Annotated in this window: 16 protein-coding genes; 10 read left to right on the top strand and 6 right to left on the bottom strand. The window is 67.2% G+C overall.

Going from position 1 to position 15009, the window contains the following annotated elements; genetic code table 11:
• The first annotated feature begins 86 nt into the window (after positions 1-86).
• On the top strand, positions 87-2378 hold the full coding sequence (locus EPK82_RS03225; protein WP_134675768.1) for a PAS domain-containing sensor histidine kinase: 2292 nt from the start codon (positions 87-89) through the stop codon (positions 2376-2378).
• A gap of 87 nt (positions 2379-2465) precedes the next feature.
• Positions 2466-3092, top strand: coding sequence for a response regulator transcription factor (locus EPK82_RS03220; RefSeq protein ID WP_134675767.1), 627 nt, complete (start codon positions 2466-2468; stop codon positions 3090-3092).
• On the opposite strand, the gene EPK82_RS03215 is transcribed toward EPK82_RS03220, so the two are convergent.
• Entirely contained in the window at positions 3089-3811 is a 723-nt protein-coding gene (locus EPK82_RS03215; protein ID WP_134675766.1) for a response regulator transcription factor, read from the bottom strand. The two genes, EPK82_RS03220 and EPK82_RS03215, sit on opposite strands and share 4 nt — an antisense overlap.
• A gap of 202 nt (positions 3812-4013) precedes the next feature.
• Here EPK82_RS03215 and EPK82_RS03210 point away from each other — a divergent pair, with 202 nt between their 5' ends.
• The 5 genes from EPK82_RS03210 to EPK82_RS03190 all read left to right on the top strand — a co-directional run bounded on the left by EPK82_RS03210 (position 4014) and on the right by EPK82_RS03190 (position 9066).
• Complete coding sequence (locus tag EPK82_RS03210) at positions 4014-4232, top strand: hypothetical protein (protein WP_134675765.1); 219 nt, start codon at positions 4014-4016, stop codon at positions 4230-4232.
• 217 nt (positions 4233-4449) lie between these two features.
• Positions 4450-5124 carry an aquaporin Z gene (gene aqpZ, locus EPK82_RS03205; RefSeq protein ID WP_134675764.1) on the top strand — a complete coding sequence of 225 codons (675 nt, stop codon included), beginning with the start codon at positions 4450-4452 and terminating at the stop codon, positions 5122-5124.
• A 20-nt stretch (positions 5125-5144) separates the two neighbouring features.
• On the top strand, positions 5145-5843 hold the full coding sequence (locus EPK82_RS03200; protein WP_244229812.1) for a GGDEF domain-containing protein: 699 nt from the start codon (positions 5145-5147) through the stop codon (positions 5841-5843).
• Positions 5844-5861: 18 nt separating this feature from the next.
• A complete protein-coding gene (locus EPK82_RS03195) occupies positions 5862-6791 on the top strand; it encodes a FecR family protein (protein WP_134675762.1) in 930 nt (309 codons plus the stop codon).
• Entirely contained in the window at positions 6781-9066 is a 2286-nt protein-coding gene (locus tag EPK82_RS03190) for a CHASE2 domain-containing protein (protein WP_134675761.1), read from the top strand. Before EPK82_RS03195 ends, EPK82_RS03190 begins: the two co-directional genes overlap by 11 nt.
• A 4-nt stretch (positions 9067-9070) precedes the next feature.
• Here the strand turns inward: EPK82_RS03190 and EPK82_RS03185 are convergent, their stop codons facing one another.
• From EPK82_RS03185 to EPK82_RS03165, 5 genes are all read right to left on the bottom strand, one after another.
• A complete protein-coding gene (locus EPK82_RS03185) occupies positions 9071-9682 on the bottom strand; it encodes a class I SAM-dependent methyltransferase (RefSeq protein ID WP_134675760.1) in 612 nt (203 codons plus the stop codon).
• Between the two features lie 3 nt (positions 9683-9685).
• Positions 9686-10021 (bottom strand): DUF5629 family protein, encoded by a 336-nt coding sequence (locus EPK82_RS03180; RefSeq protein WP_037051535.1) that lies wholly within the window; start codon positions 10019-10021, stop codon positions 9686-9688.
• Positions 10022-10037: 16 nt separating this feature from the next.
• Complete coding sequence (locus EPK82_RS03175) at positions 10038-10679, bottom strand: oxidoreductase (RefSeq protein WP_134675759.1); 642 nt, start codon at positions 10677-10679, stop codon at positions 10038-10040.
• A 30-nt stretch (positions 10680-10709) separates the two neighbouring features.
• Entirely contained in the window at positions 10710-12434 is a 1725-nt protein-coding gene (locus EPK82_RS03170) for a C13 family peptidase (protein WP_134675758.1), read from the bottom strand.
• 145 nt (positions 12435-12579) lie between these two features.
• Entirely contained in the window at positions 12580-13035 is a 456-nt protein-coding gene (locus EPK82_RS03165; RefSeq protein WP_037051543.1) for a MaoC family dehydratase, read from the bottom strand.
• Between the two features lie 255 nt (positions 13036-13290).
• Here EPK82_RS03165 and EPK82_RS03160 point away from each other — a divergent pair, with 255 nt between their 5' ends.
• The 3 genes from EPK82_RS03160 to EPK82_RS03150 all read left to right on the top strand — a co-directional run bounded on the left by EPK82_RS03160 (position 13291) and on the right by EPK82_RS03150 (position 15009).
• Positions 13291-13650: a CidA/LrgA family protein gene (locus tag EPK82_RS03160; RefSeq protein ID WP_037051546.1), complete on the top strand. Its 360-nt coding sequence runs from the start codon at positions 13291-13293 to the stop codon at positions 13648-13650.
• Positions 13647-14363 carry an LrgB family protein gene (locus tag EPK82_RS03155; protein ID WP_037051549.1) on the top strand — a complete coding sequence of 239 codons (717 nt, stop codon included), beginning with the start codon at positions 13647-13649 and terminating at the stop codon, positions 14361-14363. The genes EPK82_RS03160 and EPK82_RS03155 overlap by 4 nt, the downstream gene beginning before the upstream one ends.
• 61 nt (positions 14364-14424) lie before the next feature.
• On the top strand, positions 14425-15009 hold the full coding sequence (locus EPK82_RS03150) for an LON peptidase substrate-binding domain-containing protein (protein WP_037051551.1): 585 nt from the start codon (positions 14425-14427) through the stop codon (positions 15007-15009).

The raw sequence follows: 15009 nt of genomic DNA, 5'->3' as shown, positions 1-15009 counted from the left end.
CATTACCGAATCTTTCTGGCGGTAATTTATAGGGCATTTCTAATTTATATGGAAGTTGTACCAAGGTTTTATAGAATAACTACTATATGAGTCTTTCGAGCGATCAGGCGGCCGTGCCGCTGCAGGCCTGGCTACGCATTCAGCGCGAGGCGCCGTCCCTCAACGAACGGGCGGCGGCTCTGCGCCGCGCCGTGCTGGGTTGCCCGCAGGTGCGCCAGGCCTGGTACCTGGCCTGGCAGCCGGCCAGCGGGACCTATGCGCAGGAGGGCGGCGGCCCGCGCCTGCCGCCGGGGCAAGGCGACCCCCTGGCTGCTGGCGACCAGGTGCTGTTCGAGGCGCTGCTGGCGCAGCCGAGCATGAGCCTGGACGCATTGCGCCAGCTGCCGTGCTGGCTGGCCGGGCGCTTGCGCCGCGCCGCCATCCACCATGGCCAGGCGCTGGCGCTGAGCCTGGAGGACGGTAGTGCGGGGCTGTTGCTGCTGCAGGTGGAGGAAGGCGCCGGGCTGGAGTGGTTGCCCTGGCTGCGTCAGTTGCTGGTGCAGCTGGTTGGCCTGGCCGGCGGCATGAGTCGCAGTGCGCCGTTGCTCTCGGCCGATCCGCAGCCGGCGCTGCTGCTCGACGAACGAGCGCAGCCGCTGGAGTTCAACCAGGCCTTGCAGGCGCTGCTTGGCGAGCGCTCGCTGGCGCAGGTCGAGGCCTTGCTGCCGGTCAACCACCTGCCACTGGTGCGTGCCTGCCTGGAGCAGCGCAGGGCCATCGAGGCGGTCGAGGCGCAGGATGGCGAGCGCATCCTGATCTGGAGTTTCATCCCCGACCTGGCGGAGCGGCAGGTGCTGGCGCGCTGCCGCGAGGCGACCCAGGAGGTGCGTGATCAGCGGGAAGCCGCGCGTGCGCGTCGCCTGTACCGGCTGATCACCGAGAACACCACGGACCTGATTTCCCGTCACACGCCCGAAGGCGTGTTCCTCGATGCCTCGCCCGCCAGCTGGACCCTGCTCGGCTACTGGCCGGAGGAGCTGCGCGGGCGCAGCGTGGACAGCCTGCTGCATCCGCTGGACCAGACCCAGCAGGCGCGCCAGGCCTATGAGGCGCTGGAGCAGGATGGCTATCACACCATGACCTACCGGATTCGCCATCGGGACGGCCATTACCTGTGGTTCGAGACCGCCAGCCGCGCCATTCGCGAGACCTACACCGGCGCGGTGGTGGAGGTGGTCAGTGTCTCGCGCGACATCACCGCACGTATTCAGGCCGAAGAGAACAAGCGGCGTCTGGCCGAGGTCGTCGAGGCCAATACCGATCTGGTGCTGTTCATCGAACCGGGCGGACGCCTGACCCACCTCAACCCCTCGGCACGCCGGGCGCTGGGCATCGCCGCCGAACAGCCGCTGCCGACCTTGCCGCAACTGCTGGCCGAGGCCGATCTGGCGCTGCTCGAACGCGAGGGCTGGGCCCGCGCCGATGCCGGCGGTGTGTGGAGCTGCGAGGCGCGCCTGCTGCCGCTGGCGGGGGGCTCGCTGCCGGTGTCGCTGGTGTTGCTGGCGCATCGTGGCGCCGGTGATGAGCGCTACTACTCGCTGGTGGCGCGGGACATGACCGAGCGCGAACTGCGCGAGGCGCAGCAGCGTCGCCACCAGGACGAGCTGGCGCACACCGCGCGGCTGGTCACCCTGGGCGAGCTGGCCTCGGGCATCGCCCATGAGATCAACCAGCCGCTGGCGGCGGTGGTCAACTACGCCGGCGCCAGCCAGCGCTACCTGCAGGGCGTCGGCGGCGACCCGGCGGCGACGGACAAGGTGGCCCAGGGCCTGGCGCGCATCACCGAGCACGCCAACCACGCCTCGGAGGTGATCAAGCGCCTGCGCGCCTTCCTGCGCAAGGGCCAGCGGCGCATGCAGGCGCTCGATCTGGCCGAGGTGGCGCGCGAGGCGGTGCGCCTCTGTCACTGGGAAGCCGGTGCCGCGCAGGTGGCGGTGTGCGACGCCTTGCCGGACAATCTGCCGCCGGTGTTCGCCGACCGGGTGCTGCTCGAACAGGTGCTGCTCAACCTGCTGCGCAATGCCATCGAAGCCAATCGTGAAGTGCATGCCGGCGCGGCTTCGCAGATTCGTCTGGAGGCCTGCGAGCAGGACGGCAGCCTGGCGATCCGTGTGCTCGACCAGGGGCCGGGAGTCAGTGACGAGCAACTGGTCAAGCTGTTCACGCCGTTCTACACCAGCAAGGCGGAGGGCCTGGGTCTCGGCCTGTCCATGAGTCGCAGCATCGTCGAGGGCTTCGGCGGTGCGCTGGAGGCATTCCCGCTGGAGGGCGGCCTGTGCCTGGAGTGCCGCTTGCCGCTGGGCAGAGACGACGAGTCGTTGTCGAACAGTCGCGGCTAAGGCCCCTCCCACGAAGCCTGCACGCTGTGGGAGGGGCTTCTAGCCGCGAGCGATGAAATGCATAACAACAAGAGGAGCTGCACGCGGATGCAACAACTGGTTTATGTGGTCGATGACGACCAGGGCATGCTCGACTCGACGCTCTGGCTGCTGGAGTCGGTGGGCCTGAAAGGCGTGCCCTTCACCAGTGGCCGCGCCTTTCTCGAAGCCTGCGAGGCGAACGCCAATGCCTGCGTGCTGCTGGATGTGCGCATGCCGGGGATGGGCGGGCTGAACGTGCAGGACGAGATGCGTGCGCGCGGCATCGAGCTGCCGGTGATCTTCGTCAGCGGCCATGCCGATGTTCCCATCGTGGTGCGTGCGTTCAAGGCCGGCGCGGTGGATTTCATCGAGAAGCCCTACAACGAGCAGCTGCTGCTCGACAGTGTGCAGCAGGCGCTGGAGCGTCGTGCGCCGGTACCGCGCCGCGATTCACGTCTGGCCGAGGTGCAGGCGCGTCTGGAGCAGCTCACCCCGCGCGAGCGTGACGTGCTGCTGCCGCTGGTGCGCGGCTACACCAACCGTGAGGTGGCCGAGCAGCTGCATATCAGCGTGAAGACCGTCGACCTGTACCGCTCGCGGGTGATGAAGCGCATGCAGGCCGAGACCCTGCCGGAGCTGGTGGGCATGGCCATCGCTGCGGGGCTGCTGGATGCGCTGGCGCTGCGGGGCTAGTGGGCCTGCTCGTCGCCGACGCGCTCCAGCCGATAGCCATAGCCGTAGATGGTGAGCAACTGCCAGCCATGTTCGGGCGACAGGCCCAGCTTGTTGCGCAAACGGTAGATGTGGGTATCCAGCGGGCGCGAGGAATGCACTTCTTCATGGGGCCAGAAGCGCTCGTAGAAGTACTCGCGTGATAGCGGGCGGCCAAGGTTGTTGAACAGATAACGCGCAATGCGGTACTCGCGCTCGGTCAGCGTCACCGGCTGGCCGGCGCGGCTGACGCAGAGCTCGGCGTCGTCGAACAGCAGGTCGCCGAACTGACTGCGTTCGGCCTCTGCCGGGCGGACTCCGCCCCGACGGCGCATCACCGCGAGGATGCGCGCCCGCAGCTCGTGCGGGCGAAAGGGCTTGCAGATGTAGTCGTCGGCACCGGCGTTGAGGGCTCGCACCACGTCCTGCTCGCTGTCGCGGCTGGTGATCATGATCACCGGTGGCGAATCTTCCAGGTGCTCACGGCTCCACTTGAGAATCTGCAGGCCACTGATGTCCGGCACCTGCCAGTCGAGGATGAGCAGGTCGTAGCGCTCGCGCTTGAGCCGCCGGAGCATCTCTTCACCGCGACAGAAACAGTGCGTGAGCCAGGGCGCGCGCTGCGACTCGTCCATGCTCTGCAGGGTCTGCTCGAGGCGCTGCAGTTCAGCCGTCTCATCGTCCAGTATCGCCACGCGCATGGCCTGTCCTCCGTTACTTCGCTGCTCTGATCGCCTGGCTGGCGATGAATTCTCGCTGATTCTGAAGAAATGTGACGGATCCCTCAAATCCCGCGGGGTGCTTGCTAGAGTCCGCGTCAAAGGGAGGGGCCCCGGTGTTGTCTGCGGGGCCTGCATCAGGCCGCCAGGGAGAGGGCGGATGTCTGGAGGCAAAGGGGCGTTGATGCGTACAGGAGTCGTGTTGGCATTGGGGGGCTTGGCTCTGTTGTCGGTCACGCCCACGCGTACCCGGGTGTTCGTCGAGGCAGAAGCGGCGTTGCCACGCCAGCCGGTAGGCCATCTCGAGCAGAGGGTCTGGTCCCGTCCTGCGGTGCCGGAACATCTGCTGCTGATCGGCGACGACTACCCGCTGGAGGTGGTGAGGCCGCGCTGGGTCTTCTGAAGACCCTGTCCAGGGACGGTCTGGGCACCCGGATTGGGTGCCCGGGCAGGGAGCCCGCATCGAACCGGTCCGGGATGGACCTTGCCTCGTGGCTCAGGGACTGGCCGTCGGGGTTCCTGGCGGTGGACGGCGTGCCATGGAGGCTGCCGTCGGCTGGCCAGAGGGGCGCAGGGAGGCGCTGCCCCTCGTTCATGTCGTGTGTGCTGGAGTGATGATGATGAATAAATACGCTGCCGAACTGCTTGGTACGTTCTGGCTGGTGATAGGGGGCTGCGGTACGGCCATCCTGTCGGGGTTCGGTGTGGGCCTGCTGGGTATCTCCCTGGCGTTCGGCCTGAGCGTGCTGACCATGGCCTATGCGGTGGGGCATGTCTCCGGTGCGCACTTCAATCCGGCGGTGACGCTGGGTGTGTGGGCCGCCGGGCGTTTCCCGTCGAGGGACGTGCTGCCCTACATGCTGGCGCAGGTGGCTGGCGGCCTGTTGGCCGGGGGCGCGCTGTACCTGATCGCCGCCGCCAGCTCGGACTTCGACCTGGTCGGCTCCGGCTTCGCCGCCAATGGCTATGGCGAGCACTCTCCCGGCGACTACCCGCTGCTGGCGGCGCTGATCTGCGAAGTGCTGATGACCGCGATGTTCCTGCTGATCATCCTGGGCGTCACCTCCGGGCGAGCGCCCACCGGCTTTGCGCCGCTGGCCATCGGCCTCGCGCTGACGCTGATTCACCTGATCAGCATTCCGGTGACCAACACCTCGGTGAACCCGGCGCGCAGTACCGCCGTGGCCTTCTATGTCGGTGGCTGGGCCATCGAGCAACTCTGGCTGTTCTGGCTCGCGCCGTTGCTGGGCGCGGTCCTGGGTGCCGGATGTCACCGCCTGATCGGGCGTGAATGAATTCGCAACGGAGGTGGGCGATGGCAACTATCACATCGATCCATGGTGCGGACGTATCACCTCCGCATGGGCTGACGCATGCCCGGTTGCGCCAGTTGCTGGAGGCGCTGCATGCCCAGCAGCACACCGAGCAGATCATGCAGGCGCGCATCGTCAGCCTGCAGGTCGAACTCGATGGATACCGCAAGCGCCTGCAGCGCCTCAACGGGCTGGCTCACCAGCAACAGCGCCAGGCGCTGACCGATGTGCTGACGAAGCTGCCGAATCGCCGGGCCTGGGAACTGCGCCTGAGCGAAGCGCTGGCCTGTCACCGGCGCCACGGCGGCGACCTGCAACTGGCATTCCTGGATGTGGATCACTTCAAACGCATCAACGATGACTTCGGTCATCCGGCGGGCGACAAGGCCTTGCGCCTGATCGCCCGGTTGCTGGCGTCGCGTTTGCGCGACAGCGACTTTCTGGCGCGATATGGTGGCGAGGAGTTCGCTATCCTGTTGCCCAATACCGGCCGGGAAGCCGGCTACGCGGTGCTCTCGGAACTGTGCAAGAGCATCGAGTCGGCGCCCTTTCATGTGCGTGGCCGGCGCCTGCGTATCACCTGTTCGGCTGGTCTGGCGTCGTTCTCGGCTGGCGAGTCGGGCGTGGATACCCTGCGCCGGGCCGATCAGGCCCTGTACAGAGCCAAGAGAAATGGCCGCAATCGCCTGGAGTTGGACTGAGTGACAAGGGAAATGGGGATGCTGGGGTTGCGTGGTGCCTTGAGCGCCGGCGCGTGGTTCTGCAGGGCATTGCTGGTCGTGGGGGCGTGCGCCGGCGTGGACGCATTGGCCGAGCCTGTCGAGGACGGCGAGCTGGTCGGCCCGCTGGCTCCGCAGTTGCCTGTCTATGTCCAGTACCTGGAAGGGCGGGCGTGGATAGTCGACGCGCGCGGCGCGGAAACGGCATTGCGCGAAGGCATGCAGGTCGATGACAAGGAAGGTATTCGCACCGAGGACTCCACGTTCGTCAGCCTGGTCAGTGGCGACGGTTCGCGCATCGTCTTGCCGTCCAGCTCCCAGGTCGAACTGCACTGGGAAGAGGAGCACGAACGCCTGCAGATCATGCTGCGCCAGGGCCAGGTCGAATCCTACGTGCGCAAGCAGGCGGAGGACGACGAGCACTATCAGGTGCTGACCCCGGTCGGGGTGCTTGGCGTGCGTGGTACCCACTTCCGCGTGCGCATTGCGGAGGGGGAAACGCGCAGTCTGTCCGAGGTGCTCGAAGGGGGTGTCGCGGCGCGGCGCGTCGATGACGAGCAGTCTGCGGTGCTGGTCGGTGCCCGTCAGGGGCTGAACCTGCTGCCACAGGGCGAGCTGCGTCCGGTCGAGCTGCTACCGGCGCCGCGTCTGCTGGGGCAGGGCGGTCGCGACATGAGTTCGGGCAACTGGACACTGCTGCTGCAGCCGCTGCCCGGCGCCACCCGCTATCGCGTGCAGCTGGCCAGCGACGAACAGTTCCTGCGCATTCGCCAGGAGCGTTTTTCCGAGACGCCCAGCGTCAACTTCAGCGGGCTGCCGGTCGACACCTACCACGTGCGCCTGTCCGCCTTCGATGACAATGGCCTGGAAGGCATGACCTCGGTCTACCAGATCCTCTATCTGCCGGCCTGGCGTCGCAATGCCCCATGAGCCGGGGCGCTCGGGCGCCTTCTCGATGTCCGGGCGGCTGTTCCGGCGCATCGTCCGTGAATGGGCATTGCTGGCGCTGATCCTGCTGCCGCTGGTCGCCTTTCTCGCGCAGGGGCGACTGAGCACGCTCGACAACCTGATCTACGACCGCTTGCTCGGCTGGACCGCAGTGCCGCAGGACTCGCGCTTGCTGCTGGTGGAGATCGATGACCGCAGCCTGGCGGCCATCGGTCGCTGGCCCTGGCCCAGAGGCGTGCATGCCGACCTGATCGAGCGTCTGCAGCAGGCGGGGGCCGAACTGGTGTTGTTCGACGTGATCTTCACCGAATCGGCCCGTCCTGAAGAGGATGAGCCGCTGGCCAGGGCAGTCTGTCGCTCAGGCAATCTGCTCCTGCCGCTGCTGCGTGACGGCAGGACCCGGCAGGGCCAGGCCCCGGGTGAGATCCTGCCCTTTTCATCGCTGCGCGAGTGCGCGCTCGGCCTCGGTCACATCAATGTCGAGGCGGATGGCGACGGCGTGGTGCGCTCCGTCTACCTGCACGAGGGCCCGCCGGGGCGAACGCGCCCCCTGCTCGCGCTGCAGGCCTTCGCCCATCTGCAGCCGGATGCCGCCGCCGAGTTGCCGGGGCGCCCGGAAGGGGAACTGCTGGCCGGCTGGCAGCGGCAGAACAGGATCCGCATTCCATTCTCGCGGCAGTTCCCCGTCGTGCCCTATCTGAGCGTGCTGCGCGGGGAAGTGCCGGACAGCCTGTTGCGCGGTCGCGTGGTACTGGTCGGCGCCAGTGCGCCGGGTCTGGGCGACCGCTACGTCACTCCCGTGGCCGGTAGTGCGGGCGTGACGCCGGGGGTGGCGATCCAGGCCAGCATTCTCAACGGTTTGCTGCAACGGCGCAGCATCGTCGAGCCCGCCGCTTGGGTCACGGCGTTGATGGCCTGCCTGCCGGTGGCGTTGCTGCTGATCGCCTTCCTGCTGGCGCGCTTGCGTCATGCCCTGGCGCTGACACTGCTGATGGCCACCGCGAGCCTGGCGCTGTCCTGGGGGCTGCTGTCCAGCGGCTGGTGGTGGTCGCCCGCGGCGAGTCTGCTGGGGCTGCTGCTGACCTACCTGCTGTGGCACTGGCGGCGGCAGAGTGCGGTCCTGGCCTACTTCGGCTGGGAGCTGGCCCGCCTGGACGCCGAGCCTCGCGTGCTACCCGAGCAGGGCGTGGCGGCCGCCCTCGGAGGGGATGTGCTGCAGCAACGCATCATGGCGCTGGAGCGTGCGCTGGCGCGGGTTCGCGACACCCGCCGCTTCATGACCGAGGGGCTGGAGCAACTGCCCGTGGCGACACTGGTGTGCGATCCGCAGGGTCTGATCCTGCTGAGCAGCGCAAGGGCCCGGCACATCGTCGGCGATGCCCGTCTGGGCGGGCAGGTGAACGAGTTGCTGGTCGAGCTTGGCTATCCGCCAGGCCTCGCGGGTGACCTGCGTGACATGGGTGGCGTGGAATTCCGCAGCCCGTCCGGTCTGCACCTGCGCCTGGAGGTGGCAGCGATGCGCTCTGCCAGCGGAGCGCTGGCACTGGGCTGGCTGGTGGCCCTGCTCGACCTGAGCGCCGAGCGCGAGGCGCAGGCGCAGCGCAGCACCATGTTGCGCTTTCTGTCGCATGACCTGCGGGCGCCGCACTCGGCGATTCTCGCCCTGCTCGAGCTGCAGAAACGCGCGGCGCCGGGTGACGACAGCGTGCTGCAACAGATCGAGGGGCAGGTCCGGCGGGCGCTGGGCCTGACCGAGGATTTCGTTCAGCTGACGCGTGCCGAGTCCGAGGACTATCGCTTCGAACCGACCCTGATCGGGACGATCGCGCTGGACGCCTTCGAGCAGGCCTGGCCGCTAGGGCGCGCCAAAGGCATCGAGCTGGTGCACCGGCTGGACGACGACGAGACGCTGGTCAGCGCCGACCACGGGCTGTTGTGCCGCGCGCTGTTCAACCTGCTGGAAAATGCCATCAAGTACAGCCCGTCCGGAACGCGCGTCGAGCTGGCGCTGCGGCTCGAAGGCGACTGGATCTGCTGCAGCGTCATCGACCAGGGGCGTGGTATCGCGGCCGCGGACCTGTCCCAGCTGTCCCTGCCATACCGGCGGCTGGGCGATGTCGAGGCGAGCGAGGGGCTGGGCCTGGGGCTGACCATGGTGCGGGCCGTGGTCGAGCGGCATGCCGGGCATCTGGTCTGCGAGAGCGAGGTCGGTACGGGCAGCCGTTTCAGTATCGTCCTGCCGCGTCTGGAGAGCTGAGCGCTCAGTCTGCCCAGCCGCGATAGACGTGGGTCATGGGCCGGGGACCCTTGAGGTAGCCGCTGTCCAACTGGCGGATGTGAAAACCACCGGCCTGGATCAGCGCCGGTATGTCACGGTCCAGGTGGCAGCCGCCGGCCAGGGGTTTCCACACCGGCGTGAGGCGTCGCTGCCAGCGCACCACTGGCAGATCGGGTGCCAGGCCGTGTTCGCAGAACAGTAGGCGACCTTCCGGCTTGAGCACGCGGCGCATCTCCCTGAGCGCGGCGACGGCGTCGGGAATGGTGCAGAGGGTGAAGGTACAGACGATGTCGTCGAAGCTGGCATCCGCCGCCTGGATCTGCCCCAGTTCCAGGGCGATCATCTCCACCGCGACAGGGCAGCGCGCGGCCCGTTCGCGGGCCAGGCGCTGCATGTCGGCAGAGGGGTCGACCCCGACCACGACCTCGACCCGCTGCGGATCGTAGAACGCCAGGTTGAGGCCGCTGCCGATGCCGATCTCCAGCACCCGGCCCCGTGCCAGTGGCACGATCTGCGAGCGGGCTTTCATCACCGCCCCCATGCCGCAGGCGAAGTCGATCAGCTGCGGCAGCACATGACGGTCGTAGAAGCCCATGGCCTAGGCTTCGTCCTCATCGTCATCGTTGTCACCGCGAAAGGCGGCGAAGCACTTGAGGTCATGGCTGACGCCGTCACTCTCGAGGTGCCAACTGTCGTCCTCTTCGCTGTGGCGTGCGGCCTGGACCGAGGCCAGGGAAAACTTCCACAGGCGCCGTTCGCGGCCATCGATGCAGTGCACCTGCAGCAGGGGCTTGGCCGAACTGTCGCTGCCGGCCGTGCCCGCGCTGATCTGTGCCAGCAGTTCGGTGTCGAGGTCGAACTGCCAGGCATACAGGCCGTCGATCTCCAGCATGTCGGCGTCTTGCAGGGCTTCGATCAGGCTCGTCGGTTTCATCGTTTCATCCACGGCATCAGCGCCCCAGACGGCGCAGGTCGGCAGACTCTATCACGCGGGTGCCGTCCTCTTCCTCCAGCGCCAGGCGCCACAAGGCACGGGCCAGGGCGCAGGCGTCGATGCCGCGGTACTTGCCTGGCAGCCAGCGCAGCAGGGGGGCCGCGAGGCGCTCGCCAAGGCGGAATTCATGGCGCGCCCCGAGCAGCAGCGACGGGCGGGCGATGGTCAGTTGCGGCCAGCCCATGGCCTTCAGCGCCTCTTCGGTCTCGCCCTTGACGCGGTTGTAGAACACCGACGATTTCGGGTTGGCACCGAGTGCGCTGATCACCACCAGGTGCCGCGCACCCAGCTCGCGAGCCCGGCGGGCGAAGGCCAGGATCAGGTCATGGTCGATGGCGCGAAAGGCGTCCTGCGAGCCTGCCTGCTTGATGGTGCTGCCCAGGCAGCAGAACGCAGTGTCGACCTGGCCGGACAGTTGCGGCAGCAGGCCCTGCAGTTCGCCAACCGGGTTTTCCAGGTGTGGGTGGGCTGCCAGGGGGCGACGGGTTGGCGCCAGCACGCGGGCTACCGTCGGTTCGCTGAGCAGGCGATCGAGCAGGTGTTCGCCCGTGAGCCCGGTGGCTCCGGCGATGAGGATGTGCTGCGGAGTCAGATACATGCACTTGTCTCTTGTTCGTTACAACTGAGCTTAGTCGTTCGCTGCAGGGCTGGCCACGGCACTGAGTGCGCGTTCGGCCTGGCTCTGGCGCAGGTTGCGCCAGTGCTGGAGTACACCACGCGGCGCCCAGATCTGCGGTTCGGAGGGTTCGAAACCGTCGCTCTGCTCACGTTCGGCAACTCTTTCCTTGGCCAGTTCAAACGCTCGTTCGAGATTGTCGGTCTCGCCCAGGGCCTCGGCGAACAGGGCGCGGCCGAAATAGGTGAAGTCGTTCTCTTCGCTGCAGCCGAAGGACACCCGGTCGGCACGTGCCGCGGTCATCACCAGGGTCTTCTCGTCCTTCAGTGGCGGGATGAAGCCGCCGGAGTAGCAGGCGGAGATCACCACCACCTTGTTGCGCTGCTTGAGCGGCGCCAGCAGCGCGGCGAGCTCGCTGGCCGGCAGGTCGGCCAGTTGCAGGCGTGGCTGGTCGAGGCTGAGTTCGTGACGGCGCGAGCCGTGGCTGGTCAGGTAGATGAAGATCAGGTCTTCCTCGCCAGTGCGCTCGGCCAGCGTCCGCACCACCCGGGTCAGGTTCTCGCGGGTGGCCAGTGGGCGGTCGGCGAGGTGGTCGCGGTGGTTGACCAGGGTGGTGCTGGAGAAGGCGCCGAAGCGTTCGCGCATCAGGCTGCTGACGTAGTCGGCCTCGCGCATGAACACGCTCTGCTTGCCGTCACCGGCCAGGCTCAGGGCGTACAGCTCGCGCGCCGGCGTGGATGCCGGGATGGCGGCGATGGTCTCGTCGAGCAGACGTCCCTGCAGCAGCAGGCCCAGTTCGAGGCTGTCCGGCAGCGCCTTGCCCTGTTCGTCGCGGATCAGCCGGCCGCGCTGCCAGGTGCCGACCAGGCGGCTGCCATCGGCCTGGGTCAGGGTGCCCTTGCCATTGTATTCCCCGGCGGCGAAGCGCCCCTGGTAGACACTGCCGTCGGCCAGGGTGAGCAGGCCTTCACCGGCGTATTGCCAGTCCTCGAAGTCGCCGAGGTAGCGGGTGCCGTCGCCATCGTTGTATTCGCCGGGGCCCTGCATCACGCCGTCGATGAACTCGCCGGCCCAGACTGCGCCGCTGGCGCTCTGGTAGCGGCCCTTGCCGTTGAAGTCGCCGTTGTGGAAGCCACCGCTGTAGGTGTCGCCGTCGGCGCTGCGATAGCTGCCCTGGCCATTGAGCTGCCCCTGGCTGAACACGCCGCTGTACTGGTCGCCATAGGCATCGTCGCGCACGCCCTGACCCTCGGGCTGGCCGTCGACGAATTGCCCCTGGAAGCTGCTGCCGTCGGCCATCTCCAGTTTGCCCAGGCCATGGAACTGGTCGTTGCGGAACTCGCCCTGGTAGCGCTGCCCGTGCTGTTCGAACACGCCTTCGCCGCTGAAGCGGTTGCGCTCGAACTGGCCCTGATAGCGACTGCCGTCGCTGTAGGTGAGGGTGCCCTGGCCATGGAACATGCCCTGGTGGAACTCGCCCTGGTAGTGCTCGCCACCCGGTCCCTGCCATTCGCCGTCGCCTTCGAGCATGCCGTCCTGGAACTGGCCGACGAACCAGCTGCCGTTGCGGTAGTCCAGGCGCCCGGGGCCCTGCAGCAGGCCATCGACGATTTCACCACGGTACTGGCCGCCATCCGGCAGGGTGGCGTTGGCGGGCAGCAGCGGACGCGCTTCGTCGCAACCGGCGAGGAGCAGGGCCAGACAGAGAGGGAGCAGGCGCAGGGCAGGGGGATTCATCGCGGACATCCAAGTCGGTACGTTGCGAGCAGTATGCCGCAAGCCCGGATGCTTGCGCTGCTGCACTGCACGCTTTGCCGTCGCAAGGTTGCCGCTTCCGGCGGCGAACGCCGGAAGCGACAACGACTCGGTATGCCCGGGGGGCTCAGACGAAGCAGAGGGTCAGCGGTTCGGCGATGTAGGCAGGTTTCTCCTGGCCTTCGATCTCCAGTACGGCGCGTGCCTTGAGCAGCCACTGGCCGGGGTTCTTCTCGTTGGCGTCGGTCAGCGTCACCACCAGGCGCACCCTGGAGTCGACCTTGACCGGCTGGATGAAGCGTACGCTGTCGAGGCCGTAGTTCACCGCCATCTTCAGGCCTTGCGGCATGATCATGATCTTTTCCATCAGCATCGGTACCAGCGACAACGAGAGGAAGCCGTGGGCGATGGTGGTGCCGAAGGGCGTCAGCTTGGCCTTTTCCGGATCAACGTGGATGAACTGGTGATCGCCGGTGCACTCGGCGAACTGGTTGATGCGCTCTTGATCGATGGTCAGCCACTCGGATTTGCCGAGTTCCTTGCCAACCTGGTCCTTGAGCTCTGCTACGGGTACGAACGGCATAGTTCCTCCTTGAGGACGCGGGTGTTTTTCTTGTGTGCGTGAATCCGTTGCGGCCTAGATCATCATGAGGGCTGCAGTCGGTCAAGCCTGCCTTGGCGCACTGAATGACGCGGCATAGGCCTGCCTGACGAAGCAATACGGAGGCCAGTGACGGCGTATCACGCCTATAATGGCCGACATGCCTCAAAGGATGCCCGGAATCCCCTCGTTCAGTCGGGGGTGATGGTCATCGCTCGTCTTCTGGAGACCTCAACCATGCTGCTTCGCGGCCTCTCCTGGCTGGTGCTCTGTCAACTGCTCGGCACCGCCCTCAACGTTCTGCTGCTGCCGATGCTGCCCGGCCCGATCATCGGCATGCTGTTGCTGTTCGTCTTTCTCCTGCTGCGTGGCGAAGTGGGTGAGCCGCTCAGCGTCGCCTCCAGCAGCCTGCTGAAGTACCTGCCGCTGATCCTGGTGCCGCCGGCCGTTGGCGTGATGGCTTACGCCAGCGATATCGCTGCGGATTTCTGGGCGGTGGTCGGCGCGCTGCTGTTGTCGTTGCTGCTGTCGGTGGCGTTTGCCGGCTGGCTGATGCAGAAACTCATCGAGCGCCAGCAGCGCCGGGAGGACGCATGAGTCCGGACTGGCAGGGCGCCTGGCAGGCGCTGACGCATCACCCGCTGTTCGGCATCGGCATCACCCTGGGCGCCTACCAGCTGGCGATGGCGGCCTACGAACGTACCCGCTGGGTGTTCCTGCAGCCGGTGCTGGTGTCCATGCTCACGGTGATCGGCATTCTCCTGCTCTGCGGCCTGAGCTTCGCCGAGTACAGGAACAGCGTGGCCGCGCTGACCCTGCTGCTCGGCCCGGCCACCGTGGCTCTGGCGGTGCCGCTGTATCTCAACCTGCGGCGGATTCGCCAGCTGTTCTGGCCGATCGTCCTGACCCTGCTGCTCGCCGGAACCGTCGCCACCGTGCTCGGTGCGGGGCTGGCCTGGCTGTTCGGTGCCGAGCACCTGATGCTGATGAGCATGGCGCCGAAGTCGGTGACCTCGCCGATCGCCATGCTGGTGGCTGATCAGATCGGCGGTATCGCGGCGCTGGCAGCGGTGTTCGTGATGATCACCGGGGTCATCGGCGCCATCGTCGGGCCGTCGATCCTGCGCCTGTGCCGGGTCCACCATCCTGCGGCGCAGGGCATGGCGCTGGGCATCACCGCACATGCGGTGGGGACGGCGCGGGCGCTGCAGGACAGCGATGAGAGCGGTGCTTTCGCGGCCCTGGCCATGAGCCTGATGGGGGTGATCACGGCGGTGCTGTTACCGCTGGCGATTGCCCTGTTCCTGTGAGAGCCTGCCCCACGACCGACCACACGTCGCCTGCGCGGCGTCGAAAACAGGCTGTGAAACCATGAATCTCCCGCTGTTTCCGCTCAACACCGTGCTGTTTCCGGGCTGCGTACTCGACCTGCAGGTATTCGAGGCGCGCTACCTGGACATGATCAGCCGCTGCATGAAGCAGGGCAGCGGGTTTGGCGTGGTCTGCATCGTCGAGGGCGAGGAGGTGGGCGAGGCCGCCAGCCGTTTCGCCGCCATCGGCTGCGAGGCGCTGGTGCGCGACTTTCAGCAGCGCACCAACGGCCTGCTGGGGATTCGGGTCGAGGGCGGGCGGCGCTTTCGTGTCGAGCGGGCGCAGGTCCTGCCCGATCAGCTGACCGTCGCCGAGGTGCACTGGCTGGAGGAGCAGCCGGACAGTCCGCTGCACGGCGAGCATGCCGACCTCGCCGCCCTGCATGCGGCACTGGCCGAGCATCCGCTGGTCGCCGGGCTGGAGATGGCCGGCGTGGTCAGCGGCCAGCAGCAACTGGCCAACCAGCTGGCCTACCTGCTGCCGCTGGAGCCGGGGCAGAAGCTGCAGCTGCTGCAACTGGACGATCCCGGCCTGCGCCTGGAGCAGCTGCACGCCATGCTGGAGCTGCTTCAGGGCGATGCCTGA

This window comes from Ectopseudomonas khazarica (assembly GCF_004521985.1).
GTDB classification, from domain to species: Bacteria; Pseudomonadota; Gammaproteobacteria; order Pseudomonadales; family Pseudomonadaceae; genus Aquipseudomonas; species Aquipseudomonas khazarica.
This window is presented reverse-complemented; position numbering and strand designations above follow the sequence as displayed.